We start from the raw sequence: 26,601 nt of genomic DNA on the forward strand, positions 1-26,601 counted from the left end.
CCGTTGAAATTGTCATTCCCGTGAAAACGGGAATCTAAATACAGAATTTCGGTTTTTGACCTTTTTAGGTCAAAATGAAACCAGCGAAATACCTCTATGGCTCTGCCTCGAGGATAGTTGGTTTCAAGAAATTCTTTATTACCCCGAGGCTTGCCTCGTTTTTCTTTTTTTGGAATTTGGTCCCGTCCCGTCCCGATAGCTATCGGGAGCTATCGGGATTGGAATTTAATACCTCGTGGGCTCGCCCCGAGGTAGTTTATTATTCAAAAAGAAACCCAAACCGTGTTTTGCACCAGTTTGGGTTTTATAGAAAGCAATGTTGTTATATTTATTTATGAAACAAAAATATTAATATTTAACCTATCATTGCTTTATAATTTTTTTAGTCGCTATTAGCCCTTCTGTATTTTCAATTTTTAAAAGATACAAACCAGAGATTAATTTACTAGTGTTTATTGTTGTATTGGTAGTACTTAATACTTGTTTACCTAAAATGGAATAAAGTACAGCCTGTTTTAGCTCAAAACCAGCAGGCCCATTAATAGTTAATACACTCGTTACCGGGTTAGGGCTTACACTTATAGCGTTACTAAATACTTCATCATTAATAGATAGTGATGGACATACTGTAACTTCTGTTCCATTAATAGCCCAACCTTTAGTAACAAGCTTGGTTACGGCAGCTGCAGCAGAAGCAGTATAAAAATTATTGCCGCTGAGTTCGAAATCGCCCGATGCGGTATTCGTATTATTTCCCCAGCCTATAAGAATGGCACTATAGTTACTACAATCTAAGCTAGTATTTGTAAAAATACTACTAAAGTCACCACGACTAACATCCGCATTTTGAAGATTCCAGTTGCTAATATCCGCATTGAATTGTGAATTTGCAAATAGGGTCGAGAATGCTTCCACATTACTAACATTCCAGCTATTCAAGTCAGTGTTTTGCCCAGTAAAGCTAGAAGCATCACGAAACATACCCCACATGTGTGTTACATTTAGTAAATTAGGAGCATCTGAAGCATATACATCCAGATTGCTACACCCTTCAAAGGCATCGCCCATCCATGACCATAGTATATTTCCCCACTGCTCTACGGTTTGAATCTTGTTCTGGTTGTCGGCGTCAATATTATTAAAATAAATAGCAGGGAACACACCTGTAATGGTTACAGTATAGGTGTCTGCATTTGTGTAGGTATGGGTAAGTGCAGCATCATTAACATTATTTGTAGCAATATCTGATGTACTATTATCGCCCCAGTCTACAATAAAATCATAATCATAATCACCATTAATAGGTATGGTTATGCTCTCGTTTGCAGTGGTAGTTTGCCAAGTGGTAATAAAAGGGACATCTCCAAAAAGAGACGCTATATCAACTGCTTCTACCCAGTTAGATGTAGAGCCATCTAAGGCAAAATTAGCTAATGTCCCATTATGATTGTTCCCAGAAAAATCAATCAATGTGGTTTCTAATGTATTATCTTCATTGGCAGTACCTTGGTTAAAAGGGTAATACGCTAATAGATTATCTTCGCTACCTGATAATTTTGTTAACATCTGATTTTGAACTTCAGCCTGAGACTTTGCTACGCCCCAAATTCTTAATTCATCTAAGGTAGCTTTACCCTCTTGGTCATAGGTACCGCCTGTACCTGGCCATTTAAGAGCACCTAAGGTAAGAAAAAGGGTCTCAAATTCAGTTGTTTCGCTACTTATTGTGTCACTATGTTCTTGATTTCCATCAATGTAAAACGTTATATTAGTACCATCTTTAACAATAGCCGCATGATGCCATAAGTTATCTCGAGCAATCTCTTTACCACTAAGAATAGCTTTATAATCATTATTATTTGGACCATCCCACTTACTAAATTCTATTCCACTTTCGTTTATAGAAACCTCGTAGGCATAAGGAACAGATGCTTCACCAGACCATGTTAAAAGAGCTGTTCTACTACTACCACTAGAGTGTTCTTCATCAGTTTTTATCCAAAATTCTATAGTAGCTTGATCTGGCATTGAAAAGTGATCTAGAATCGCATAATCATCTACTCCATCTAAATCTAAAGCATTGTCGTTCTCGGTGTCAAGATTGAAATCAATAAAATCGTTTTCGGTAACGCCTTCTACAAAATTGGAGCCATCACCCGTTAGAGCAAAATTATTAGAAAATGTACCATTGCCACCTACTTCATTAATTAATGTTGTTATTGCTGTATTATCTCCATCTGCAGTTCCTTCATTAAATTTGAAATACGCTACTAGATTACTATAATTATCTTCATTACCTGTTAGCTCAGTATTCATTTGTACTTGAATTTGAGTTAAGGGTTTAGCATAATTCCAAATTCTTAGTTCATCGAGTTTAGCTTTAATAAAATGTTGAAAAACATTAGAATTAGGAAATTGTAGAGCCCCTATAATAAAGTTTCCCGTAGCAACATTGATATCCTCCCATGTCCAAAAGCTATTTACATTTGTTCCCTCTGACGCTAGAACACCATCTAAGTAAATCACATAGTCAGAGGTGGTATTAGGAGTATCCGCACTCATTTTTTTAGTAATGGCAAAATGATGCCATTCGTTATTATTAATTATGGGATCATCATAAGAACCTGAATTAAAACTAAAACCTTGGGCATTACTGCTTTCATTTTCCCTTCTAAATACTATCTCCCCATAGTCTGCATTAACAACATACGTCATTCTTGGATCATTATTAGCATTATCACCATTAGTAGTCCAAGTAACTATAGCTTTTTGTTGGCTATAAGTCATCGCCGGATGTCCCGTATCTGTTTCATTCCAATAATACCAATCAGCTGAAACCAAATCAAGATCATCATCAAAATTTTCGGGAGTGCCGTTATCATTATAAGTAACATGATCACCATTACCTCCTATCATATCAGATTTATACCAAAATTCTATGGTAAATTCTTCAGGGATTTCAAAATGTTCGCCTATTATATAATCTTGATATCCATCAAAGTCTAAGGCGTTGCCTAAGTCTTGTGCGTAAGTAATTTTATATATTACAGAAAGTAAGAGTATTAACAATACTCTAAAAAAGTTTTTGTGTTTCATTATTAAATTTTTTTGTTTATAAAATTAAATTATTTCGCAAAGGATAAAAACAACCACTACTACCCCAAAAAAAAGTGCCGAGTAAAGCTTAATTAGGGAAGAACTATATGTTTTTAGGGATTTCGGGAATTTAGTTAACTGTGTTCAGTGTTCAGTATTCAGTGTTCAGTGTTCAGTGTTCGGCTATCAGTCGTCAGTTATGGAAAGCACTATAGGTTTTTTGGATTTCTATAATTTAGATTTTAACTTTCACTCATCACTCATCACTCATCACTCATCCGTCTCTGGTCTTCAGTTATCAATATTTAAAACACCCCCAACTAATTAACAGCCTAAAAATCTTTTTTGTAAATTAAAATTAATTGCACATCTTTGTGTTATGATTGTTTAACTAGACTTCCGTAACTGTGTCGAGGTTCTCTCGAACAAAAACTACTAAACACATTTTTATGTGTTTGGCCATCGTTTATATTTAATACAATCAAAATGCAATCAAATAAAATTTCTTTAAAACAATTTATTCAATATTTTAAAATAGCTGTAACAGGTAAAGAACAAAGCTTTACATCAGGCAGTATACGTCGTGCCGTATTTATGCTATCAATTCCCATGATTTTAGAAATGCTCATGGAGTCTATTTTTGCACTTGTAGATATCTTATATGTGTCTCAGGTAAGCGTGAATGCAGTTGCTACGATCGGTTTAACAGAATCTGTTATTACGTTAGTATATGCAGTTGCCATAGGTTTAAGTATGGCAGCAACGGCTATTGTTGCAAGACGTGTAGGCGAAAAAGATTTAAAAGGAGCCTCTAATGCTGCAGTTCAAGTTATCTTTTTAGGGGTTTTTGTAGCCGCCATTATTAGTGTAATAGGTATACTATATCCTAAAGAAATTTTAGGACTCATGGGAGGTGAACCAGATCTTATCGCAGAAGGTTATGGGTATACTCAGGTACTTTTAGGAGGTAATATAACGATTATGTTGTTATTTTTAATCAACGCTATTTTTCGTGGTGCGGGAGATGCATCGGTAGCGATGTGGACGTTAATTTTATCAAACGGACTTAATATTATTTTAGACCCGATGTTTATTTTTGGTTTTGGTCCTATTCCTGCTTTTGGGGTAGAAGGAGCAGCCATTGCAACAACTATAGGAAGAGGGACAGCTGTTATATTTCAACTAGCTATTTTATTTTTCGGGTATAGTAAAATTAAGGTAGGTGTTAAAGATTTGGTACTTCGTGTTGGTGTGATGTTTAATTTAATAAAAGTATCGCTAGGAGGTATTGGTCAGTTTTTAATAGGAACCTCTTCATGGGTGTTTTTAATGCGTATTATGAGTGAGTTTGGTAGTGAAGTGTTGGCTGGTTATACTATTGCAATTCGTGTGATGATGTTTACTTTAATGCCTGCGTGGGGTATGAGTAATGCTGCAGCAACTTTAGTTGGACAAAATTTGGGAGCTCAAGAACCGGGGCGTGCCGAATTATCGGTATGGAAAACAGGGAAATACAGTGCCATTTTTATGGGCATGGTCTCTGTTATATATTTAGTATTTGCACCACAAATAATAGTATTATTTAATAGTACCCCCGATGTTGTTAAATACGGAAGCTTATGTTTAAGAGTGATTGCGGCTGGTTATATTTTTTATGGATATGGTATGGTCGTTATAAATGCGTTTAATGGCGCAGGAGATACCAAAACACCAACATATATTAACTTTGTATGTTTTTGGTTATTACAATTGCCTTTTGCTTACATAATGGCAATTACTTTAGACTTTGGACCAGCAGGTGTGTTTTGGGCGATTACTTTAGCTGAAATATTAATAGCAGTTGTTGCTATTATTTGGTTTAAAAAAGGACATTGGAAAACCGTAAAAGTCTAGCGAGTTATTGGTTACTTAGAATTTTATAAATTAAAACAAAAACAATTAAAACAAATCCTAATTTTCATCAAAAAAACAAACATAAATCTGGATATGATTTAGATGCCTTATGTCATTCATATCCAGATTTAAAAGTGTTTGTATTCGAAAATAAATACCAAACCAAAACAATCAATTTTGCAAACCCTGAAGCGGTAAAAGCATTAAATACAGCATTGTTATTTGCTCATTACGATATTAAGTTCTGGGAGTTCCCAGACACTAATTTATGTCCTCCAGTTCCCGGGCGTGTAGATTATATACATCATTTGTCTGACTTATTAAAACAATCTGGTATTCATGATAATATCAATGTTTTAGATATAGGAACCGGTGCTAGTTGTATCTATCCTATTCTTGGTCATGCAGAATATAATTGGAATTTTGTTGGGGCAGATATTGATAAAAAGTCATTACAATATGCACAGGAAATTATTTCAAAAAACAAATTAGATAAATCAATTGAATTAAGGCATCAAACTAATAGTTCAAACATTCTAAAAGATATTTTAAAAGAATCAGATAGCTTTTCTGCAGCTATTTGTAATCCACCTTTTTATAAATCGGAAACAGAAGCTTTAGAAGCCACGACACAAAAACTAAAAGGCTTAAATAAAAGTAGGGTAGATGCTGTTAGAAATTTTTCAGGAACATGCAACGAACTTTGGTATAAGGGAGGAGAAAAAGCCTTTATCCATAATTATTTATATGAAAGTTCTTTGTTTAAAGACCAATGTTTGTGGTTTACAACTTTAGTATCAAAAAAAGATTTGGTAAGAGGTATCCAAGTGTCTTTAAAAAAGTTGGGAGCTACAGAAATTAAAATCATTAATACGGGGCAGGGTAATAAAATATCTAGAATTATTGTCTGGACATTTTTAGAGAATAAAACTCGAAAAGAATAGTTATGTTATTCTACTTAAACATAAAATAAATGGAACAAAGATTAACAATAGTTGGGTTAGGAGTGAATGATTTAAAAGTATCAAACGATTTTTATGAGAATAAGTTTGGTTGGAAAAAGATGACATCGAGTAACGATGATATTTCTTTTTTTCAATTAAACGGACTTTTATTATCGCTTTATCCAAGAGAGAAATTAGCAGAAGATGCAGGTGTTAGTCATGAAGGAAGTGGTTTTAAAGGATTCACTTTGGCGTTTAATGCGAGAACAGAGGAAGAGGTTGATGAATTAATCAGTGTATTAGAAAATAAGGGAGTGACCATTGTAAAAAGACCCGAGCATGTTTTTTGGGGAGGTTATAGCAGTTACATTTCCGACCCTGACGGAAACTTATGGGAAATAGCTTTTAATCCCTATTTAACACTAGATGAAAAAGGAAATACAGTCGAATAAAATTCACGACCTTTTTTGAAAAGGCTTAGATCCAAACCTTTTTTCGTATAGTTTAGAGAAATAAGAAGGTTTGGTAAAACCAACCGAATAAGATAATTGTTTTAAGGAATCCATTTGGTTAGACTCAACGATTGCTCTTGCTTTTTGGAGCTTTATCTCATTAATAAACTGGTTAGGGTTTAATCCTGTAGCATGTTTTATTTTTCTATAAATAGTACTTTTAGAAATGGCAAACTCTTCTACAATGTCTTCCAGTTCAAATTCCAGATTGCTACATGTCCTTAAAATATAATCTTTAAGTGAGGTTAAGAATTTTTCATCGGTAGAATTATCGGTGCTTTCAGGGGTATCATTAGTATAGCTCTTTTTCTTTTCGTTATTAATTAATGCATTATGTATTCTTATAATTAGTTCTTCTTTACTAAAAGGTTTGGTGATATAATCATCAATACCTAAACTAAGAACATCCAATTTATCTTTTAGATTTCCACGTGCCGTTAGCATATTTTACCATCAGGAAGTAATGATGGTACAGGTGTTGCAGTATCGCCAGAAAATATGAAAATTGAAGATTACCAATCTATTTTAGGAGTTGCCTGGGAAGCTTCAAGAAATGAGACATTTGGTTATATAAACGTGGCTATAGGAATTAATACCAACGATATAGCTCTTAAAGTATTACAACAAGAAAAGGAAATTAAAGAAATAAAAAAACAATTAGATATTATTCTTAAAAAGCTAAATGGTGAATCTGTTGATACGGATAATTATGACACTTTAGTTACTGCTCAAACTACATCGCCTACTAAATTAACGGATTCTGTTAAATTAACAGATGCTGAGTTTGAAGTATGGGTTTCTAAATATGGTTATATTTTTGAAATCTCAATGTATCAGTTAAAAGAGAGTTTTGAAAATAGGAATATCGATTTAAAATTGTTTCCAGAAGTAGAAACCATTAAGAAAATGAACTCCGGGACGTATTTACCAGCTTTATGGAAATCATTAGAAAAAAGGTATCCTAATGCACTTAAAAAGCAATAGTAAATAACTAACTGTCAACCTTTCTAAATACCCAGAAGTATAAAAGTTAATAGAAAATCCCATTGAAGTCTTAAAAGATATGCAATCGGGTAAATATCTGCCTTCTTTGTGGAAGTCTCTTGAGAAGCGTTATCCAAAAGCATTTAAAAAATAAGCATTAATTGAGGGTGTTTGATAGAGTTGTTATTTAAAAAAGCGAGCTATTGGCTCGCTTTTTACATTAACTTTTACTTTTTCGATGGTCCGTTTTAATAAATAAACTCACTTGTAGCCGGTGTAAGTTTATATCTTTTTCAAACAGATACCTATTTAAATACCCCAGTTGTAAATTACAAGATTTAGAAAGGTTTATGCCAAGAGCGGTATAAAATCTGTTTGCTGAAGAGAAGTCATCTTCAATAGTTGAAAGCAATTCATTATTTATACGAACAAAAAGTAATTTGTTTAATTTAATTTTTGTTCCCAATCGATACCGTAATCTATGTTTTGTGGGGTTTTCTTCTGTAGGATTAAATATTCGATGTTCAATTCTTAATCGATGATCAATAGGTAAACGACTTAATTTATGTTTATAAGCAATTTGTCCGGATATTCTATTTTCAAATACATGACTTCCTTCTCTATGTTGTATGCTTTTATCTATATCTAAAAAACTATACCCTAACTCAACTTTTAATTTATCATTTATATGGTAGTTTACACCTAGTTTAGCTAGGAATAAATTAAGGTTTGTTGCTGGCTCATAAGCCCAAATTTGCCCACCGGCAACGATACTTAGTTTGTTTGATATTCTGTGGTTTCCAAAGTACGTATACCACGCTCCTAATTTATCTTCAGGTGAGGATTGTGAGTAGCTTAATGAAATAGTAAGTATAAAAAAGAATGTCGTTATATAAAGCTTCATAATTTTAGATTTTGGGAATAAGATATCTGGCATTACATTTTGTAGCGCTTTCAATCTATATATAAATCAGTAAGATAAAAGGAGCTCCAAAAGAGCTCCTTTTACGGTTAATAAGAACCTATTAAAAATGTTCGTGTAAATGATGATGTTCATCAATTAACGGTCCACCTTCAATAATCTGTTCGGAAGCTTGTTGTGCAAATTTCTCAAAGTTTAAGTGGAATGAGTGAGCTAACTGAATAGCTTTACCAACATAGGCTCCTTTTTGTAACCATGTATTCATAGGGTCTAAAATTTCTGATGGTACCCCTGGACAATATTTAGGCATGAATAATCCGAAAATAAAGTTTTGTTCATAATCAACATTATCTAATTCGCCGTTAAGAATAGCCGTAATCATAGCTCTGGTATATTTTAATTTTATACGAGATCCTACACCATAAGGTCCTGCACTCCATCCTGTATTAATTAACCATACATTCACGCCAGCTTCTTGCATTTTTTTGCTTAGCATCTCACCATAAACAGTTGGATGTAATGGCATAAAAGGCTCACCAAAACAAGCAGAGAAAGATGGTACGGGTTCTGTAATACCAGCTTCTGTTCCTGCTACTTTAGCTGTATAACCAGATATAAAGTGATAAGCAGCCTGTCCTGGTGTTAATTTTGATACTGGAGGTAATACACCAAATGCATCACATGTTAAAAAGAAGATGTTTTTAGGGTTATCTGCATAAAGCGTTTCTTGAATATTATCAATGTGATAAATAGGGTAGCTTACACGCGTGTTTTGCGTAATGCTACTATCCATATAATCTGGTTCTCCATTTTCTTTAAAAACAATATTTTCAAGTATAGCTCCAGGTTTAACAGCTCTAAAAATATCTGGTTCCTTTTCTTCAGATAGGTCAATTACTTTTGCATAACATCCACCTTCAAAGTTAAAAATGGTATTATCTGCTGTCCAACCGTGTTCATCGTCACCAATTAATTTTCTATCAGGATCGGCAGATAAAGTTGTTTTCCCAGTACCCGATAATCCGAAGAAAATAGCAGTATCACCTTTTTTGCCAACATTAGCAGAGCAATGCATTGGTAATACGTTTTTGTCAACAGGTAAAATCATATTTAGAGCAGAAAAAATACCTTTTTTCATTTCTCCTGTATATGCAGATCCGCCTACTAAAGCTATCTTTTGAGTAAAGTTTAGAATTGAGAAATTACCTTGGCGAATTCCATAAGCTTTTGGGTCTGGACACTCATACCCGGGAGCACAAAGGATTAACCAATCTTCTTTAAAGTTTTCTAATTCTTTTTCACTGGGTCTTAAAAACATATTATATACAAACATGTTAGACCAAGGTAGTTCGGTTACGGTTCTAATATTTGTTTTAAATTCCGGGTCTGCACATACATAGCCATCTCTTGCATAAATTTCTTTTCCAGAAAGGTAGTTTGTTATTTCATTTTTGAGTTTATCAAAATTTTCAGGAGATACTGGCTTGTTCGTTTTTCCCCACCAAACTTTGTCGGCAGTATAATCATCTTTCACCAGAAAACGATCTTTAGGAGAACGTCCGGTAAATTTTCCTGTATTAATAGCAAGCGTTCCGTTTGCAGTTTCTTTTCCGAGTCCTTTCTCAACGGTAATTTGTTGAAGTTTTTCCGGAGATAAGTTCCAATTCACTTTCACATCTTTTAAGCCATACTGTTCTAAACCTGTATGCCTCACTTTGGTTGCATCTTTCATTTTGTTCAATTTTAAGGTTCCTATTAATAATTTTTTTAATTTTTTAAAAAGGCCATATTATTGGCACTAGTATTAGGGTTATTATAAAAAATAGAAGTAATAATGGTGCTCCTACTTTTAAGTAATTCATAAATTTATATCCACCTGCGGTCATCACCATCGCATTGGTTGTTGTTCCTATAGGGGTTAAAAAAGCTGTCGACGCACTTATTGCAACCACTATCATAAATGGTGCAGGTGAGAGGTTTAACGAGCTAGCGGCAAGTATGGCTATAGGCGCCATTAAAACTGCTGTGGCAGAGTTATTAATAACTTGACTAAAGGTTGTTGTTAGTAAAAATATACCGCCTAATAACAGTATGGGATGAATGGCTCCTAAATAATTCACCAACCCATTAGCTATAACTTGTGCTGTTCCTGTTTTTTGTAATGCAATACCCATGGGTATCATAGCAGCAATCATCACCACACTCGTCCAACTAATGCCTTTATATGCTTTAGATATAGGCACACAACCTGTTAGTAAAACAATACCAGCAGATATTAATGCTGCGATAGATCCTGGTACTATTTTAAAGACCATGAATATAATCATGAGTATTAAAGACCCTAAAGCGATGTATGATTTTGGACTTAAATTCTCAACGTTTTTAGCCATGCCTTCAGGGCTACCAATAATTACCAGGTTTTCATGTTGCTTTTTTAAATCGTCTATGTGTTCCCAAGTACTTCGTATTAAAAAAGCATCGCCGACTTTTACTGTAATTTCCTTTTCTTGCAAAGGTTTGTTGTTTCTAGAAGCTGCTAAAAGCTGAATACCATATCGTTTAAAGTATTCTCCTAATTTGTATTTTCTACCAACTAAAATAGAATTGGGGTTTACAATCACTTCGGTCATACCTACCTCTTGGTTAATTAAGTTATGCTTTAACTCATCGGTGATAGGTTCTAGAGGTAACAAGCCCAATCTAAATGAAATCATAAGCTTGTTGATAGCTTCTGTATCTCCCTTTATAGTTAAAATATCATGATAGTATAGTTCTATCTTAGGACTTGGAAATTCTTCAAAAGCATGTATGCCTTTTAAAACATTGGGATGTCTTCTTTTTAAACGAATTATGGAAACATTATAATTTTTTTCAAATTGCCAATCTTCAATTTTCGTATTTATTAGTGGTGATAATGACCTTATACGTAATCTGTAATAGCCGTTATCAATTTTATAAGCTTCTATCCAATTATGCAGGGTAGATTCAATATTTACAGGCTTATTATTTGTTTTATTTTTTGGTAATAACTTATATCCTATATATCTGAAATAGATCAATGCTATTATTAATAAAGGAACACCTATTAATCCAAACTCAAAAAAGGAAAACCCTTCAAAACCGGCATCTATTAAAGCATTACTAGCAATAATATTGGGAGGCGTACCTGTTAATGTTAGTAAACCACCGGTATTGGAACCAAAGGCTACAGGCATTAACATTTTGGATGGCAATGTGCCAATGCTCCAAGCTGATGATATGGTAAGAGGCATCAAGGTTGCTACAGTACCTGTATTACTTACAAACCCAGATAGTACACCGGCACCTAATGTTACAATAACTAATAATTTAGGGATGCTTTTTCCAGCCCATTCTACAAATTTCTTTCCAGCTAAAGCAGTCCAACCAGTTTGAGCAATACCCTCACCGATAACAAAAAGAGCAGCAATCATAATAACCGTTGGATTGCTAAATCCGCTTAATGTTTCGGTAGCAGTTAAAATCCCTGTTAGGAATAAACTTATCATAGATATGAGGGCTACAATGTCTGGTGTAAACTTTCCCCAAACAAAGAGACCAATAGTAATAACTAAAATGAGGAGCATTAAATAGATCATATCTTGTAATTGTTTATTAGTTTTAGTGTTTAATAATTATAGAATAAAATTACTGTTGATTATCGCTAATAATTATGACGAATGTCATGCTTTTTAAAAGGGTGTTATTTTTGGGAAATTGTGAATATTTCGATCTATTACGTATTGAAAATGAATACGAAAACGTGAGAGTAATAATGAGTTCTTAATGATTTCTTATATATTTAATATATTTAAACTTCGAAGTCGTTAAAAAGGTACTTAAAAGCAACATTTAAAGGCTTAAAAAAGGAAAATTAGATTTAAATGAACCTAATTTTTTTATACTAGTGAAAATAATTTTAGGTAAATTACATTTGTTGATAAGGCAGGTCTAAACAATTAAGAAATAATAAAAAATTAACTGGATGAAATTAGATATTCTTGCTATTGGAGCGCATCCCGATGATGTAGAATTAGGGTGTGGAGGCACCATAGCAAAAGAAGTAGCCAACGGGAAAAAAGTAGGTATTATAGATTTAACAAGAGGTGAGCTAGGAACCCGAGGTACTGCCAAAACAAGAGCTGTTGAAGCCGATAATGCGGCTAAAATATTAGGGGTTGCAGTTCGAGTTAATATGAAATTCGCAGATGGTTTCTTTGTAAATGATAAAAAGCACCAGTTAGAAATCATTAAAATGATTCGTAAGTATCAACCAGACATCGTACTTTGTAATGCTATTGATGATAGACATATAGATCATGGAAAAGGAAGTCAACTGGTTAGTGATGCCTGTTTTTTAAGCGGGTTAATAAAAATAGAGACTTATAATGATGACAAAGAATTACAGCAGCCATGGCGGCCTAAGCAAGTATATCATTATATACAATGGAAAAATTTAGAACCGGATTTAACGGTTGATATATCTGGTTTTATAGATAAAAAAATGGCATCTGTACTAGCTTATAAAACACAGTTTTACGATAGTAGTAGTAAAGAACCAGAAACTCCTATATCCAGTAAAAATTTTACAGATAGTATTATTTATAGAGCCAGAGATTTAGGCAGGTTGGTAGGCGTTGAACATGCTGAAGGTTTTACTGTTGAGCGTCATGTTACAGTTGATAGTTTGTTTGATATTAAATAGTTATAATTTTTAGTGATTTTATTTTTAATATCAATATAAAATATTAAAAAAAGTCTTTGTAGATAAGGTTGAAATCAATTACATTTGCACACGCATTACAAAATGCGTATTACATGGTGGTTATAGCTCATCCCGATAGCTATCGGGAGGTTAGAGCAAAAACCTTAAAAGACTTTGGTTTTTTAAAACTTATACATGGTGGTTGTAGCTCAGTTGGTTAGAGCATTGGTTTGTGGTACCAAGGGTCGTGGGTTCGAATCCCATCATCCACCCAAAAGGAAAAGCCTTTCATCCTCGATAGCTGTCGGGAGAAAGGTTTTTTTATTTTTTAGTGTCTTGTGCAACGATTATTGTTGTTGTAGCCAGTTTCATTAAGAAATACATTTAGCATACTATTAAAATATGATTTATAGAGAATTCAGAGCATAATTTTAATGACCAAACTCAAAAAAACAAATGTTAAATATTGCTAAGATTATTTTTCCCTGCAAAATTTCTTAGTTCTCGGTAAAACTTTTTCAAAAAAGTCTCAGGTTTAAAGTCTTCTGGATAAAGTCCTGAATAATTGATGTTTATTTTGTCTCTATTCGAGATAGGATCCTTAAGTATTTTTTGACCTTCTTCATATCTAACAGAATTGTTTAGTATTTCACTTTCTTCCTTTTTAATGCGTTTCTTAGAATAATGGTCTGATATTATAAATTTTTTTCCATCATACAAATGAAAAATGACTAATTTATTAGGATTTGATCTTGGAATACGTGTAAAAATAGTGTGGTTTTGTATCCAAGGATTTTCCGCAGGAAAATCAGAGTGACTAAAACTGCATTAGCCTTTTGATTTAGGACTAACCTTAAGCATTATTTTTATACAAAAACGTTATTTTTTAAGTTTTATGTTTAGTAATTCCTTAATTTGGTCTTTATCACTTTTTTCCAAATCATTTTCTGAAATTATTCCTTTCGGGTCTATTAATATGTATCGAGGTATGCCTCTTTCAATACTAGTAATTTGTCCGTTTTTTTCATAAACTTGAATTAGAAATGGACTAATTGATTTTGTACTATATCCCTCGGGGGCAAATAATTGTATTCCTTTAAGTTCATTTTCTAAAACATAATGTTTCCATATTTCTTTAGATTTATCAATTGAAACGAAAACAAATTCAATATTATCTTTTTTATGTTCCTCAATAAGCTTCTCAAAATATGGCATATTTTTTATACAAGGAGTACACCAAGTAGCCCAAAAATTGATAAAAACGTACTTTCCTTTTAAATCATTTAGGTCAATTGTTTTTTCATTAATTGCCGGTAGTTTGATTTCCGTTAATTGATTTCCCTCCTTTATTAGTTCAAGATTACTCAATTTCTTAAGTTCTTCAACGCTTGATTGAGCATTCCCATAATTATGCATAATAATTATTAAAATTAATGAGAATATTTTTTTCATAGTTTCAGTTTTAATGTTTTACAACGTTTACGTATAAGAATAGTGTGGTTTTATGTCAGAGGGTTTTCCGTAGGAAAATCAGAGTGACCAAATACACACTAACCTTTTGATTTAGTATTAAACTTAAGCATTATTTTTATACGATTTAAGTTAGCAATAGTTTTTATTTATTAGTGTAATTATTATTCAGTTTTTATAAGTCCGAATTTGTGTTTTCCATAACTGTTAGTTAATGTACCAGATAATGTATCTTCATTTTCGGATAATTTGTATTCAATCAAAATTTCGTCTTCTGTATGAATTGTTTTTCCCAAAGAATCCCAAATATATGTCCGATAGATAAATTCAATTTTTGATTCCGTCGCACTCCATTCAACCTTCTCGTTATCTTCGTCAATAAATTCAATATAATCTGGGTGAAATATCCAGAATATTTTCGGGTCTTTGGTCTCGTACCACATACCATTAAGTTTTTTTTCAGCCGAATTTTGTCCACAAGAGAAAGTCAGAATGAAAAGCAATAAAATTGTTATATAAAGTAGCTTTTTCAAAATTATTGCTAACGTTTTGTGTATGATTTGTTGCGTGAAAATCCGCAGGGATTTTCCGCAGTAAACCAAAGATAGCAAAAGTGCGATGATTTTCCGATAGGAAAATCAGAAGCAATGAATTATAGGACATTTTGTTGGGTGTAGTTTATTTTCTTACATTTGCAAAGTCAGCACACTTATCATTCATTACGATGCGAAAATTTCAAAATCGGTTTAAACAAAAGCTATTGGGAAGGCATACGGGTGCAAGTCCCGAGACCAATCTAAGCATCGCTTGGAGTGTGTTGACAGTGACCTTCCCTCTTTTATTAACTCATCATTTTTTATTATGTCAACACAGAATGGTCAAAATGTATGTCCGAAATGCAAGTCGGTCAATACATCGGATGATACACGACACGTATCAAAAAAAGTCAGAAAGGATTTGTATCCTGCTCAGTTAGAACTGCTGGAATTTATCAGTTTTCAAGACACTTTGGAACTCATTAAGTCTTTAGAATGGGTTCATAATACAGCACTATATCATTCTCATTCGTTTATTGAAGAAGAAGAGAAGTCCATTTTGTTTAATATAAGATTGCTAATGGATAAGCTGAATGGTATTGCCCGAGAAGTCTAGTTTTTGAGAAAAAGATTGTCAATCTTTTTGGCAATCTTTTTTGCGTTCCTGCTAGCGTTTTGTATAATAATGGTGCGGTTTTGATTTAGTATTAAATTTAAACATATATTTTTGTAAGCCATTTTTTAATTTAAGGGTTCCCATATGTCATTTGTCGGTTTCTTTCCAGTTACAACCTCAAGAATGTTTATTATAAAATCATTTTCACTTTCTCCACTATCTTCTATTACTTTTTGAAAGCTCATAGCTCCTAATGAGAAAAGGTGAGTAATGTCAATTTTCCAAATTTTGTTTTCTTGGTAAAAGTGAAAGAAAAAAGGAGTTTTTTGGCTGTTAACAATAAATTCCGCTTTTGCGAAATCACCACTTACAGTAACTTCCCCTAATTCTGCATTTATCACACTGTTTTTTCCTACCATTCCATTGTCAATTGCATAAATAAATAAGTCTTTTCCATTAAAATTAAGTAATTCACTTTTAGGCGTTCTATGTCTCATACTTAACACTGTTAATTTGTCAATTATTCCCATTGAATTGACCTCCATTGAATCGGCTGTTTTAACTTTATCTAAAATGTTTGAATAATAGTTTAGAGTTCTACTATCGACAAAGTCAGCCGCAACTTTTCCTTTGTCAGTTAGAATCGAATTTTTATAACTCTCAAATGACTTTAATACTAATTCTTTGTCAGACTGAGAATAGCTTTTAATTGATAAAAAAATCAGTAATGATAATATAATTATTCTTTTCATATTGTTTTTCAAAATTCTGACTAACGTAAAATTATTGTGTTCAAAATCAACAATTTAAAATTAGTTGTTTTTTATCTCATTTTTCTCATCTTCGTTAGCCATAGTACTAAAGACTCTTTTGGAGTCTATGAAGGATTGTGGGCAACGGTTAGTATATGGCAAGTAGGGCAGTAGAAAGTGATGAACTTTCAAGGTTGCACTGAGCCAAAACGTAGTATTTTGTTTTTAATTTATTCATTCTTAAAAGCCAAATCAACGATTTGGTGGTGTTGGTAAATAGCACTGAACTTTCGGAAACCACAAAATGCCCTATTTGCTATATACAGCTTGTCAGCTGCCTTTATTTTTCAATTATTATTCTTTTAAAATTTTTCCCGTTAATCAATTTTCCTGTCACTTCGATTACAATTGATTTATAAAACAATTCTAAACCTAATTCGTCTATTGAGTTGAAATCTGTAATGTTTGTTTTTAGGAAGGTTTCAGCTTGAGTAATGTATTCGGGACAACATTCTACATATCTTGATTTGTTCTGAATTAAATTTTTATAAAAATCGCTTTGTTCATCAATTGACTCACGTTTAATGATTTCAAAATCCTGATTAAACGACTTTTTAAATTCTTCAAAATTTGGATAGTTCAGTTGTTCGTGAACTCTTCTGCTCTGAGTATTTCCATAAAAATCGGGTATTTCTATTTCTCCATTAATGCAATTTAACTCTGTCCATTCACTTTGTCGTGAGTATGCAATAGGATATGCAGGGTTGTCGTCAATTGTATATTGCACAAATGAGAAATCGAATATTACTTTTGCTTTAATTGCAGTAAAAGAGTTCTCATCATAACCAACAGTTTTCCCATCAATTCCTTCATACAATTGTTTTAGATAAAAGATTGTGTCCGTAGATTTTATGATTTTGAAGTCTTCTGCATTCAATCCATGTATTGTTAAAGTAGTGTCGATTGAAGTCATAATGGCACTTTCGATATCCTTAGATTTCGTTGCTTTCGATTCTTGGTTTTGATTACAAGAAGTTAAAATTATAAGTCCAAATATTATGTTGATGATTTTCTTCATTATAGTTGCTGCCAACGTTTGATGTATGATTTGTTGCGTGAAAATCCGCAGGGATTTTCAGATTAAGAAACGAAGATAGCAAAAGTGCGATGATTTTCCGAGAGGAAAATCAGAAGCAATGAACTATACATTTTGTGGCTGTTGCACAACTCAAAAAATATTGTAAATACACTTGTTTTTGGTGTTTATGTAAATGTAACTTGCTGATTTTCAACCATATTTTATAGATGATTGTTAAAAAATCCATAGATTAATTCAAAATCATGGGTTGTGCAACGGCTACTTTTGTTATGCTCTTTTTTCTTTCCGCACTGTTATAATCAGCTTTTTCTTTTTTTGCTCAATCAGTATTTCATTTCCTTTTTCGAATCCTAGTTGTTCGAGCCATTTTCCCTCTATCCGAATCTCAGGCACAGTATAATTGCTTCCCCATCTACGATAGCGAAACTTACTATATATCTTTAAAACTCGAAATTGGTTCATTACTTAGCTTAATTTACCTTGTTTATTATTTGATGGATAAAAAACAAGCACTGTAAATGTAATATAAAATTGCATTAATGCAAAATATTATTTCATTTTTTATTTGCATTAATGAAAACATACCATGCATAACTGTATATATTATTTACATTCAGTACCTTTATGTCGATGGATAAAAAATTTAATAGATTAAAGGAGATTTTAGTCAGAGAAGAAGTCAGTCAAAAGGATTTGGCAAAAAAGCTAGGTAAGAACGAGCACACTGTTTCAAATTGGTGTATCAATAAGTCTCAACCTCATTTAAAAGATTTATATAGAATTGCTGAGATATTAAAGGTCAGTGTTTGTGATTTATTGATTCCAGAACAAGACAATAAATCAGATTAACATATTTCCTGTCTTTGTCTTAGGGATCAGGCCCGGTAAAATTGAGCATAACGGCAGTCTGTCTCAAAACTAATTTTACTTCTCTGAGAATCTCATATTTGAGATTTTTCAAAGATACCTATCCGAATACCAAAACCAAAATAAGAGATTTTGAGACACTCTGACGGTTTCGTATATGAAATGTTGCGTGTTTGTTTGCGAGGATTTTCTGAAGGAAAATCAGAAGCTAGCAAACGAGCAACTAACTTTGGTTTAGCCAAAACTAGTAATTTTTTATAGGATACTGTGTTGTACCCAACGTTTTTATTTTCAGACTAAATTAATTCCAGCTTTCGTAAAAATATCTTGCAATTCTTTTTCAATCGGAAATGGCTTTAAAGGCGGAACATTCGCTCCTCCAGGATTTCCAACTGGAATTTTTCCAACAAAGGATTTTACACCTCCAAAAATCAGACGTGGAATTTGCCCGATTATTTCTTTTCCGCTTTTGATTTTAATTCCGAATTGGAACATTTTCCAATGCACAAAAGTATGAGTATACGGATATTTTTGTCCGATTATATGAGCTCTTTCCAAATGATTCCACGCACATTTTAAATTTCCATTTGAGTATTCAGTTCGGTATTTTTCCAATTCCGCTTTATAGTATGGCTTTAGACTTTTGGGTATCGAAGTGTAAAATTTCATATCCGTTTTTTTAAAGTTTTCTGTTCGGTTTAAATTCTAACGCTTTGTTTTTGTAAATGTTGGGTAACGGCAGTCTGTCTCAAAACTAATTTTACTTCTCTGAGAATCTCATATTTGAGATTTTTCAAAGATACCTATCCGAATACCAAAACCAAAATAAGAGGTTTTGAGACACTCTGACGGTCTCGTATAACCGTCAGTTACGGGTTTATATGCGTTAATTTTCGGTTTAGCGCAGACGTTAGCAATTCCGAGTGGATTCGGACGTAGTCGAATCCGCCGTAATTGCGGTTACTTTGTTGTGAGTAGTTTTTTAATCATTGATAAATTCATTAAAAGAATCCGATATTTTTAAAACATCTCCTCCGTCATGATAATAAATCCAAACCGAGTAATTGTCACCAGGGTCTAAGTATAGATAATCGCCATTTTCATCTCCAATTACAAATCCAGATTCAACTCTGTCTAATGATATTTTTCCAACATTTGAAGTCGTATATTCTCCTTGTCTATGCTCCTTTTGCACTTGAACATATAATTTTAGGCATTCAAAATTCTTAGCTTTTCCGACACCATTCATTTCCCAACTTTCAAGTAACTCAGGTTTACCCATAATATTCCAATATCTTCCTTCATCGTCAGGGTCTTCATCACTATATTCGTTAAAGGCTACTTCAGTTCCGTTAGGATTGTCGGTCAGAAACTTGAGATACGATTCAGGTAAATTTTGTCCAAATATGTCTTTGTCAGAATTCTTTTTTTCCGTTTGTCCAAATAACTTACCAAATAATCCCATAATTAATAATAATGTTAATGCCTTTTTCATTATCTAAAGTACGTCTCTTAAATTACGGTGTGTGGTGTCTTTTTTATTTTTTCAGTTCGTTAGTCAATTCGATTATTCCTTTTCTTGTTAGTTTTCCACTTTTATAAATTGTTTCTTTTTTTTCAGTTCCTTCTATTTCCTCATAATCTTCATCACAATCGGAATACTTCAAATTATTTGCAGTATAAATATTAAACTCTTTATCAATTTCCATAAGTTCCTCACATTCAAAACAAGGTTCTTGTCCGCAACCACCAATTGCAATAGTTTTTGAGTCAATTCTTTCTCCGTTTAATTTATAGGTTGTCAATATTGGTAAAAAACAATCTGCTGCTCCAAGAGTAATTGTCGCAACATAATTTCCATTTGTAGAAATCTTTCCAAAAACATAATATGGTTCCTTTTCAAAAGGTGAGCTTATTTCATTTTTCAGTTCAGTTAATGGTTGAAAATCGTCTTCGCAACCTTTAATTTTTATTGGTAATTTAATTTCAGGAAATTGGTCAATAAAATTCTGAAATTGGTCATTCACTTGAGGTATTTCAGAAGTGAGTTTTTCAGGTTTATTATTTTCAGTTTTACAACTTATAAATAAAATTATTCCAATTAATATTATCGTTTTTCTCATAGTTTCTCAAATGTACCACAACCGTTTGTGTATCGCTTCGTTGCGGAAAACGTCCAACGAACTTTTCCGTCGTGACCGAAAGATAGTAAATTGCAATGAATTCCGATTAGGATTTCAGCCGCAATGAGCTATACACAGTGTTGAAATCGTTTTTTATTTTTCGTAAATATATGTTGTCAGTCGCTTGTCATTTTCTCCATAAACGACTTTCCTTTTTATCATTCTGTTTTTATAATATTCATAAGTTTTTTTACTCAGTTGAATTGAGTCATTTTTTATAGTAACTTCTTTAATTTTTTGTCCAAATTTATTTTTGTACACATAAAATTTAAACTCCTTTTGAGTGTCTTCGTTATTCCAATTCCGAGTAAAACTATACTCATTATTTTCATAAGAGTAATTTTCAGTCCAAATTAATTCATTATGATTCCAAGATTCTTTAATCTTAATATTCCCTTTTTCGTCGTAGAACCATTTATATTTATTTTGATTATCCCAATGTAAATCTGGTGCGTAATATTGAGTCTTTCGACCAATTGAATCATAGGAAAAGTCGATTTCACTTATTTTATCCCAACTTCTATTTTCTTCATAATCTGTTTCACTAATTATCCAATCAGTGCTTTCTCTTTGTTTTTCAATTATTTCAGGACGTAATCTTTTCTTAAAAGTAAAATGTTCTAGTTTGACTAATTGATTTTCATTATTGTAGAAGTAGACAACTTTTGTGCTATCTTTTTTTGCGTTTACAGTTCGTTTTTGAACTAATAAAGAGTCTTTATAATCATAAAAAATCTTCCTTCCTTTTTCAGTATTTGAAGAGGTTAATAAATGTGATTCAGATGCTATTTGATTGTCAGAGTAAAATTCGGTTATTTTTTGAAAATTTAATTCAGAACTATCTTTTTTGTGAAAATAGTATTCTTTGAGAGTGACTTCTGGAATTCGTCCGTTCTCAAATTCAATTATCGGTGGACTAATTCGGATAGGTTTTTCAAACTCTTTTTTATCTGAACAGCTTGTGAAAATTACTAAAAATATGATTATTATTCTGTTCATCTTAAATGTTTGCCAACGTGTTTATATGGCTTGTTGCGTGTTTTAAACATCTAATTTAGCAAATACAAACCAAATAGAAAGTCCGCGAGGACTTTCGTAAGTAGGCTATAACTTAATGTCATTAAGTTAAGGTTTTTTCAAATACTATCTTTCTGGTTTTTAGTTATTTTGGGCTTGGTTCGAGATCTGTATTTGCCCATATCTCGTTTAAAAGAACGATAGGGTCTTATAGGTACCATATTTTCCATAAACAATTGTTTGAGTTCATTGAGAGGTTGTTCTATTTGGTTTTCTGTAAAAAATAATTCTATCACTCTATTTTTTAAAAAGCCATAAGAGAGGTTAGTATTAATTTTATAGTCTAATTTTCTTTGTTTGTTCTTTTCAGCTATTTCATCTTCGAGTTCACTGACAATTAAGGTCTGTATGTTGCTGATGAATAGAGCTGCGTAAAAATCCTGTAGGATACTTTGTCTGGAGTACCCAGAGAAATGTTCGACCTTCAACTTGTTCTTCAGTTCGTCATAAAACGTTTCCACACGCCATCGTTTATAATAAAGAGATTTAAACATGTTGTTGGGGTAATTTTTGATATCCAATAAAGAGGTCATTAATATTTCAACTTGTCCCTTTGGTAGTTCTACCCTTATGAGTCTTACTTTTATAGGTGCTGTTTTATCTGCGGCTTTATCTGATAGTTTTATGTATCTACCAGAGGTAATGGTAACTATTTGAGATTTCTTTTTGCTTTTTTCAAAATCGAGGATAAGTTTGCTAAAGCTGATCTTTACGCGGATTACATAATCCAAATTATTGGTAATGTGGTACTTTATAAAGTCATACGAGGGATAGCCTCTGTCATAAAGTATTAGATCACCTTGTTTGCAATAAACCAGATGCGAGAGCGCCATAGCACGTTCTCCTTGGCTTATTGGTGACAGTTCCCCATCGATGATGTAATTGTTTTCCAGGTCATATAGAACGGAGCACCTTGCCTGTACGATACTTGTGGTGGTATGGTTTTTCGTTTCTCCAAAATATGATTTTTGGTCTTTTGTCAGTGGTAGGGTAATTCGGGAACCATCTACTGCTAATAGTCTAAAACCTTTCCAGGTTTTAATACCTGGCTCATTATTTGTATAAAACTCCTTAATCAAGGTCTGTGAGAGATGCTTGAAGACTTTAGGGCTTATTTTTTTACGTGCCTGTACAAAAGCACTTTTGGTAAACTTTCGGGTTGTACCTATTTTTAAAAAACTTAGAAAGTTCTCTAACTCCAAGGACAGACTTTTACGAAGCATATTCAACATAAACAGTAAGATAGTCGAAAATTGTTGTTTTCGTTTACGGGTAAAGTACTTTTCTGAAATTCTAAATTCGTTTTTTAATGCGTCGCTGAACAATTCCGCTTTCAATCTCTCGAAAATTAAAATTGCTGTTTTTTTTCATCTTTATATTTAGTTGATAATCAAATAAATATACGAATAAAATTACTTAAAAACAACATTAATATATTGGTAGTCAAACAATTAAACCCTTAACTTAATGACATTAGGCTATAACTAGCAATGAATTATAGTTGTTGGCAACTGCTTTTTATTCATATGCAAATGAAACGGGTTCATTATGTTCCTTTATCAAATGATTATTTACTTCCAAGTAATTCATCCATTCTTTTGCCCTTGAACGTGAATTACAAGCGTACATTCCGTCAGAACTACAAAGTTTATCTGGAAAATCTAATGTTGTATTAAAAGTAATTTCAAGAACCTTTATTACAGCATATACACCATTATCTTTTGTACTTCCACCACCACCAACAAATGCTGTTTTAATATCATATTTAAGAATGTCATAAATTTTATCAAAATCAAGCTTTTCGTTGACATTTGTTATTTTGATTTCACGATTTTTTAAATAATGTTTATGAATATCTAGTTCACTGAATTTACCATAATTAACTAGGAATTCTTTTCGAACTTCAGATTGCTTAAAATCTCCAATAAATGAAAATCCAAAATCTCTATCCAAGAACGAATATTTAGTAAAATCTTTAAGAGAAAGTTCTTCAACAGTTTTTAATGCTTTTTCTATTTGAGAATACTTGATTCTTGATAGTATAGATAAGACTTCATCTTCAAATACATCCAAACTGTCAGACAGCTTTTTTATTTTTTTAAAGGATTTGTGAAAATTATCAACTCTATCAAATGTATTTCCATTCCAAGTTTTCTTTTCCTTTGTTTTGAATTCAATTTTCTTTTTAGCAATTGCTAATGCTTTTTCAATTTGACCTTGTACTTTTAAATTTGTTGAACTTAAATTTTGTATTGAAACTTCAGTTTCTTGAGATGAATCAAGAAATTTGATTAAATAATTGTTGCAAAATCCAATTATTCCAAGGTCATCAAATAACCTAGATTTTAGAAAATACGTTTCAAGGTGTTTAGAATTAGTTATTAATTCGTTCCAGTTTTTTGAGTAGAATTTATCCAAAACTCTTCCAGCCGAGTAAGTCAATGACCAAGATTTTTGATAAATCAACGACCAATATTCAAACGCTGTAATATTGTCCAATGTCAATGAGTTGATAAGTTGGTCTTCTAATTGTCTACGTTCGCTAAAAGTTAACTGTGTTTTTAGAAGTTCAATTTGGTTTTTAAGCGTATCATTTCCCTCAAAGTCAATGTTGTTCTCTTTACTATAATTCGTTAATTGAACCAATTGTTTTAAGAATCTAAAAGAGAATTGAGGTAGAACATAATTTTCTGAAATACCCGCTTTCCTGTATTGGTCTGAAAGTTCGATGACTCTTTGTGGCTCTAATTTTGTTAAACTTATGTACGAATTTTGTGCTATCGTATCATTTTCACTTGACAGCATTTCAAAAAGTGTTTTTTCTTTATCTATTTCTTTAAGATTTAATTTATCGTTACTAAATGCGCTAATTGATTCATCCCATTTATATTGTTTATAGTTGTTTGCAAAAAAAGTAACTAAATTAATTTTTGACTGTTCATAAAAGTCTTTGTCTAAATGATAGCTTAATTCTCCGCTCTCGTTTGGTACAGCAATTTGAGATTTCGTTAATAATTGAATTAAATTAATTACATCTTCATTGTCGTAATATTCGTCAAATCTATATCGATTTTTTAGCAGAATAGAAGCTGTTTTTAATAAGGCTAAAGGGTTTCCTGAATTTACTAAACTATCGATTCCGTTTTTTCTTACCCAATCAAGATTAAATAATTCAGTACGCTTAACTTTCAATTTATTCCATTTGAAGTCCATTATTTCGATAATTTCAAAGTCTGTTTTTCTTTTGTCAAATGGTGTTATTAAAAAAGCATTTGCAAGATTTGAAAATGTTATATTCTTTTTGTTGTTTTTTAGAAAATTTTTAAAATCAGAACTTGTTGTTGTCGAGTCTATAATTATCTCGTAATCAAGAAATAATGAATTTTCCCGAACAATTCTTTTGGCTAAATTTGATTCATTGCTTTTAAGAATGTGATAACCTAAATATTCATTTAATTCAGTTTTACTGTCAAAATATTCAGCTACTTCATTTAGTGCATCAAAATCTCCCTTTCGTAATTGATAATCCAAAAATTCAAATCGCTCATTTTGTGCAAATATATTTGCAGAAATAAATATTAATATTATCAGTAAGTTTCTTTTCAATCTCGATGTTTCTTAAAGTGTCTTGTCCTAAAATATGGCTACAGGTTAAAATTGATTTTTACGCTGATAATTTATATACCATATTAGGTGTTTTATAATCTAAAGATAAGTGTAATCTTATTTCGTTGTATAAATTAATTGCATTTTTTGTAGCTCTCTTTGCGTGAGCTACGTTTGTAAAGGTTTGGTCAAGATAAAACTCATCTTTCAAGATACCGTTTACACGTTCAGCCATGGCGTTTTCATAGCAATGATTTTCTTCCGTCATACTGATGTCTATTTTATTTCTTTTAAGAATTTGTGTGTATACATTACTGCAATATTGTATGCCTCTGTCTGAATGATGGATAAGACCTTTAATATTTTTTGCTTGGTAAATAGCCTTATTAAGAGCTCTAACACACCCTTTAAGTTCCAAACTATTACTTAGGTCATAACCAATAATTTTTCTAGAACACATGTCTGTAATGAGAGCGAGATAACAAAACCCTTTTATGGTTCTTATATAAGTTATATCGCTCACCCAAACTTGATTTGGACTTATGACTTCTACATTTTTAATGATGTTTTTATACTTGTAGAACCTGTGCAACGAATTGGTTGTTCTAGAACTATATTTCTTTCTAAGTGTTAGCATTTGATGTTTTCTAAGGACATTAAATAATGTGTCTCTACCGACTTTAAGATTAGCTTTTGTAAACTCATTATGCAATGATTTTTTAAGTTTACGGACACCTTCTCTGGGGAGGGATCTGCGTCTTCTCATTACAATTTCTATAATCTGTTGTTCTATCTTTACACGCTTATCAGCTCTATCTTTATATTTATAATACGCATCGCGTTTAAGTCCAAAACAAAGAGTTATAGTAGTTAAAGAAGCAAATCCCTTAGCTTTTTCTTTAGCTTTTATTAAGGCTTTATACTTAGCTTTTTTTTTAGTTCAGCAACAGATTTATATCCTAAATCTTCAGCAGCTACTTCTAGGTAGGAATCTAACACTAATGCGTCAAGATCCTTTTTAAGTAGTAGTTTTTTAAGCTGTTCTATTTCTTTTTGAAGTGCTTTAATTCTAGATATTTCGTCTTTAGTTTCCACTTTTACTCTGGTGTTCATTAAGTCTTTACGGTTGTATTTTTTAATCCACTCATTCACTGTTGTAGGCGCAATAGAGTAGAGTTTACAAAGTTCACTCTTTGTATGTTTTCCAATGCTAAGTTCGTCTAAAATTTTTAATTTGAAAGGTTCGCTGTAACGTCTAATTACTTTGTCATTTTTGTACATAATTGTGTTAAATTATGTAGCCTTTATTCAGGACGAGTCA

General features: G+C 32.2%; 26 protein-coding genes and 1 tRNA gene. 9 read left to right on the top strand and 18 right to left on the bottom strand.

Features of this window, described 5'->3' with window-relative positions:
- Nucleotides 1–363: 363 nt before the first annotated feature.
- On the bottom strand, nt 364–3,096 hold the full coding sequence (locus Q4Q35_RS07000; RefSeq protein ID WP_303277243.1) for a LamG-like jellyroll fold domain-containing protein: 2,733 nt from the start codon (nt 3,094–3,096) through the stop codon (nt 364–366).
- A 486-nt stretch (nt 3,097–3,582) separates the two neighbouring features.
- Here Q4Q35_RS07000 and Q4Q35_RS07005 point away from each other — a divergent pair, with 486 nt between their 5' ends.
- The 3 genes from Q4Q35_RS07005 to Q4Q35_RS07015 are packed head-to-tail and all read left to right on the top strand — an operon-like array spanning nt 3,583 to nt 6,385.
- Nucleotides 3,583–4,989: an MATE family efflux transporter gene (locus Q4Q35_RS07005; RefSeq protein ID WP_303277245.1), complete on the top strand. Its 1,407-nt coding sequence runs from the start codon at nt 3,583–3,585 to the stop codon at nt 4,987–4,989.
- A gap of 44 nt (nt 4,990–5,033) precedes the next feature.
- Nucleotides 5,034–5,933 (top strand): 23S rRNA (adenine(1618)-N(6))-methyltransferase RlmF, encoded by a 900-nt coding sequence (gene rlmF, locus Q4Q35_RS07010; RefSeq protein ID WP_303277268.1) that lies wholly within the window; start codon nt 5,034–5,036, stop codon nt 5,931–5,933.
- A 29-nt stretch (nt 5,934–5,962) separates the two neighbouring features.
- Complete coding sequence (locus tag Q4Q35_RS07015; RefSeq protein ID WP_303277246.1) at nt 5,963–6,385, top strand: VOC family protein; 423 nt, start codon at nt 5,963–5,965, stop codon at nt 6,383–6,385.
- Nucleotides 6,386–6,388: 3 nt separating this feature from the next.
- On the opposite strand, the gene Q4Q35_RS07020 is transcribed toward Q4Q35_RS07015, so the two are convergent.
- A complete protein-coding gene (locus tag Q4Q35_RS07020; protein ID WP_303277247.1) occupies nt 6,389–6,889 on the bottom strand; it encodes a helix-turn-helix domain-containing protein in 501 nt (166 codons plus the stop codon).
- A gap of 54 nt (nt 6,890–6,943) precedes the next feature.
- On the opposite strand from Q4Q35_RS07020, the gene Q4Q35_RS07025 reads away from it, so the two are divergent.
- Nucleotides 6,944–7,429: a hypothetical protein gene (locus Q4Q35_RS07025; protein ID WP_303277248.1), complete on the top strand. Its 486-nt coding sequence runs from the start codon at nt 6,944–6,946 to the stop codon at nt 7,427–7,429.
- A gap of 220 nt (nt 7,430–7,649) precedes the next feature.
- Here the strand turns inward: Q4Q35_RS07025 and Q4Q35_RS07030 are convergent, their stop codons facing one another.
- From Q4Q35_RS07030 to Q4Q35_RS07040, 3 genes are all read right to left on the bottom strand, one after another.
- Entirely contained in the window at nt 7,650–8,333 is a 684-nt protein-coding gene (locus Q4Q35_RS07030; protein ID WP_303277249.1) for a DUF2490 domain-containing protein, read from the bottom strand.
- Between the two features lie 121 nt (nt 8,334–8,454).
- Nucleotides 8,455–10,083: a phosphoenolpyruvate carboxykinase (ATP) gene (gene pckA / locus Q4Q35_RS07035; protein WP_303277250.1), complete on the bottom strand. Its 1,629-nt coding sequence runs from the start codon at nt 10,081–10,083 to the stop codon at nt 8,455–8,457.
- A gap of 43 nt (nt 10,084–10,126) precedes the next feature.
- Nucleotides 10,127–11,956 carry an SLC13 family permease gene (locus tag Q4Q35_RS07040; protein ID WP_303277251.1) on the bottom strand — a complete coding sequence of 610 codons (1,830 nt, stop codon included), beginning with the start codon at nt 11,954–11,956 and terminating at the stop codon, nt 10,127–10,129.
- Nucleotides 11,957–12,354: 398 nt separating this feature from the next.
- On the opposite strand from Q4Q35_RS07040, the gene bshB1 reads away from it, so the two are divergent.
- The 3 genes from bshB1 (at nt 12,355) to Q4Q35_RS07055 (ending at nt 13,346) form a co-directional block, all read left to right on the top strand.
- The gene (gene bshB1 / locus Q4Q35_RS07045) at nt 12,355–13,074 is read left to right on the top strand and encodes a bacillithiol biosynthesis deacetylase BshB1 (RefSeq protein ID WP_303277252.1); all 720 of its coding nucleotides are present in this window, start codon (nt 12,355–12,357) and stop codon (nt 13,072–13,074) included.
- A 68-nt stretch (nt 13,075–13,142) separates the two neighbouring features.
- Nucleotides 13,143–13,295 carry a hypothetical protein gene (locus Q4Q35_RS07050; RefSeq protein WP_303277253.1) on the top strand — a complete coding sequence of 51 codons (153 nt, stop codon included), beginning with the start codon at nt 13,143–13,145 and terminating at the stop codon, nt 13,293–13,295.
- Nucleotides 13,273–13,346, top strand: a tRNA-His gene (locus Q4Q35_RS07055). The genes Q4Q35_RS07050 and Q4Q35_RS07055 overlap by 23 nt, the downstream gene beginning before the upstream one ends.
- A gap of 607 nt (nt 13,347–13,953) precedes the next feature.
- Here the strand turns inward: Q4Q35_RS07055 and Q4Q35_RS07060 are convergent.
- Together Q4Q35_RS07060 and Q4Q35_RS07065 are read right to left on the bottom strand one after the other, a co-directional pair.
- Nucleotides 13,954–14,526 carry a TlpA family protein disulfide reductase gene (locus Q4Q35_RS07060; RefSeq protein ID WP_303277254.1) on the bottom strand — a complete coding sequence of 191 codons (573 nt, stop codon included), beginning with the start codon at nt 14,524–14,526 and terminating at the stop codon, nt 13,954–13,956.
- Nucleotides 14,527–14,708: 182 nt separating this feature from the next.
- Nucleotides 14,709–14,987, bottom strand: a complete 279-nt coding sequence (locus Q4Q35_RS07065; RefSeq protein ID WP_303277255.1) for a hypothetical protein — start codon at nt 14,985–14,987, stop codon at nt 14,709–14,711.
- 418 nt (nt 14,988–15,405) lie between these two features.
- On the opposite strand from Q4Q35_RS07065, the gene Q4Q35_RS07070 reads away from it, so the two are divergent.
- A complete protein-coding gene (locus Q4Q35_RS07070; protein ID WP_303277256.1) occupies nt 15,406–15,696 on the top strand; it encodes a hypothetical protein in 291 nt (96 codons plus the stop codon).
- 125 nt (nt 15,697–15,821) lie between these two features.
- Here Q4Q35_RS07070 and Q4Q35_RS07075 read toward each other — a convergent pair whose 3' ends face one another.
- The 3 genes from Q4Q35_RS07075 to Q4Q35_RS07085 form a co-directional block, all read right to left on the bottom strand.
- A complete protein-coding gene (locus tag Q4Q35_RS07075; protein WP_303277257.1) occupies nt 15,822–16,448 on the bottom strand; it encodes a hypothetical protein in 627 nt (208 codons plus the stop codon).
- Between the two features lie 340 nt (nt 16,449–16,788).
- Nucleotides 16,789–17,526, bottom strand: coding sequence for a hypothetical protein (locus Q4Q35_RS07080; RefSeq protein WP_303277258.1), 738 nt, complete (start codon nt 17,524–17,526; stop codon nt 16,789–16,791).
- Nucleotides 17,527–17,814: 288 nt separating this feature from the next.
- Nucleotides 17,815–18,009: a SymE family type I addiction module toxin gene (locus Q4Q35_RS07085; protein ID WP_303277259.1), complete on the bottom strand. Its 195-nt coding sequence runs from the start codon at nt 18,007–18,009 to the stop codon at nt 17,815–17,817.
- A gap of 168 nt (nt 18,010–18,177) precedes the next feature.
- Here Q4Q35_RS07085 and Q4Q35_RS07090 point away from each other — a divergent pair, with 168 nt between their 5' ends.
- Nucleotides 18,178–18,396, top strand: coding sequence for a helix-turn-helix transcriptional regulator (locus Q4Q35_RS07090; protein ID WP_303277260.1), 219 nt, complete (start codon nt 18,178–18,180; stop codon nt 18,394–18,396).
- Nucleotides 18,397–18,705: 309 nt separating this feature from the next.
- Here Q4Q35_RS07090 and Q4Q35_RS07095 read toward each other — a convergent pair whose 3' ends face one another.
- From Q4Q35_RS07095 to Q4Q35_RS07130, 8 genes are all read right to left on the bottom strand, one after another.
- The gene (locus Q4Q35_RS07095; RefSeq protein WP_303277261.1) at nt 18,706–19,083 is read right to left on the bottom strand and encodes a DUF3703 domain-containing protein; all 378 of its coding nucleotides are present in this window, start codon (nt 19,081–19,083) and stop codon (nt 18,706–18,708) included.
- Nucleotides 19,084–19,396: 313 nt separating this feature from the next.
- The gene (locus Q4Q35_RS07100; protein WP_303277262.1) at nt 19,397–19,909 is read right to left on the bottom strand and encodes an SMI1/KNR4 family protein; all 513 of its coding nucleotides are present in this window, start codon (nt 19,907–19,909) and stop codon (nt 19,397–19,399) included.
- Nucleotides 19,910–19,952: 43 nt separating this feature from the next.
- Complete coding sequence (locus tag Q4Q35_RS07105) at nt 19,953–20,537, bottom strand: hypothetical protein (RefSeq protein WP_303277263.1); 585 nt, start codon at nt 20,535–20,537, stop codon at nt 19,953–19,955.
- A gap of 153 nt (nt 20,538–20,690) precedes the next feature.
- Entirely contained in the window at nt 20,691–21,596 is a 906-nt protein-coding gene (locus Q4Q35_RS07110; RefSeq protein ID WP_303277264.1) for a hypothetical protein, read from the bottom strand.
- A 137-nt stretch (nt 21,597–21,733) separates the two neighbouring features.
- A complete protein-coding gene (locus Q4Q35_RS07115) occupies nt 21,734–23,011 on the bottom strand; it encodes an IS4 family transposase (RefSeq protein WP_303277265.1) in 1,278 nt (425 codons plus the stop codon).
- 181 nt (nt 23,012–23,192) lie between these two features.
- A complete protein-coding gene (locus Q4Q35_RS07120; RefSeq protein WP_303277266.1) occupies nt 23,193–25,280 on the bottom strand; it encodes a hypothetical protein in 2,088 nt (695 codons plus the stop codon).
- A 58-nt stretch (nt 25,281–25,338) separates the two neighbouring features.
- Nucleotides 25,339–26,190, bottom strand: a complete 852-nt coding sequence (locus Q4Q35_RS07125; RefSeq protein WP_303277269.1) for an IS3 family transposase — start codon at nt 26,188–26,190, stop codon at nt 25,339–25,341.
- A complete protein-coding gene (locus Q4Q35_RS07130; RefSeq protein ID WP_303277267.1) occupies nt 26,190–26,561 on the bottom strand; it encodes a transposase in 372 nt (123 codons plus the stop codon). The genes Q4Q35_RS07125 and Q4Q35_RS07130 overlap by 1 nt, the downstream gene beginning before the upstream one ends.
- Nucleotides 26,562–26,601: the final 40 nt, after the last annotated feature.

The sequence above is a fragment of the Flavivirga aquimarina genome, assembly GCF_030540835.1.
Taxonomy (GTDB): Bacteria; Bacteroidota; Bacteroidia; order Flavobacteriales; family Flavobacteriaceae; genus Flavivirga; species Flavivirga aquimarina.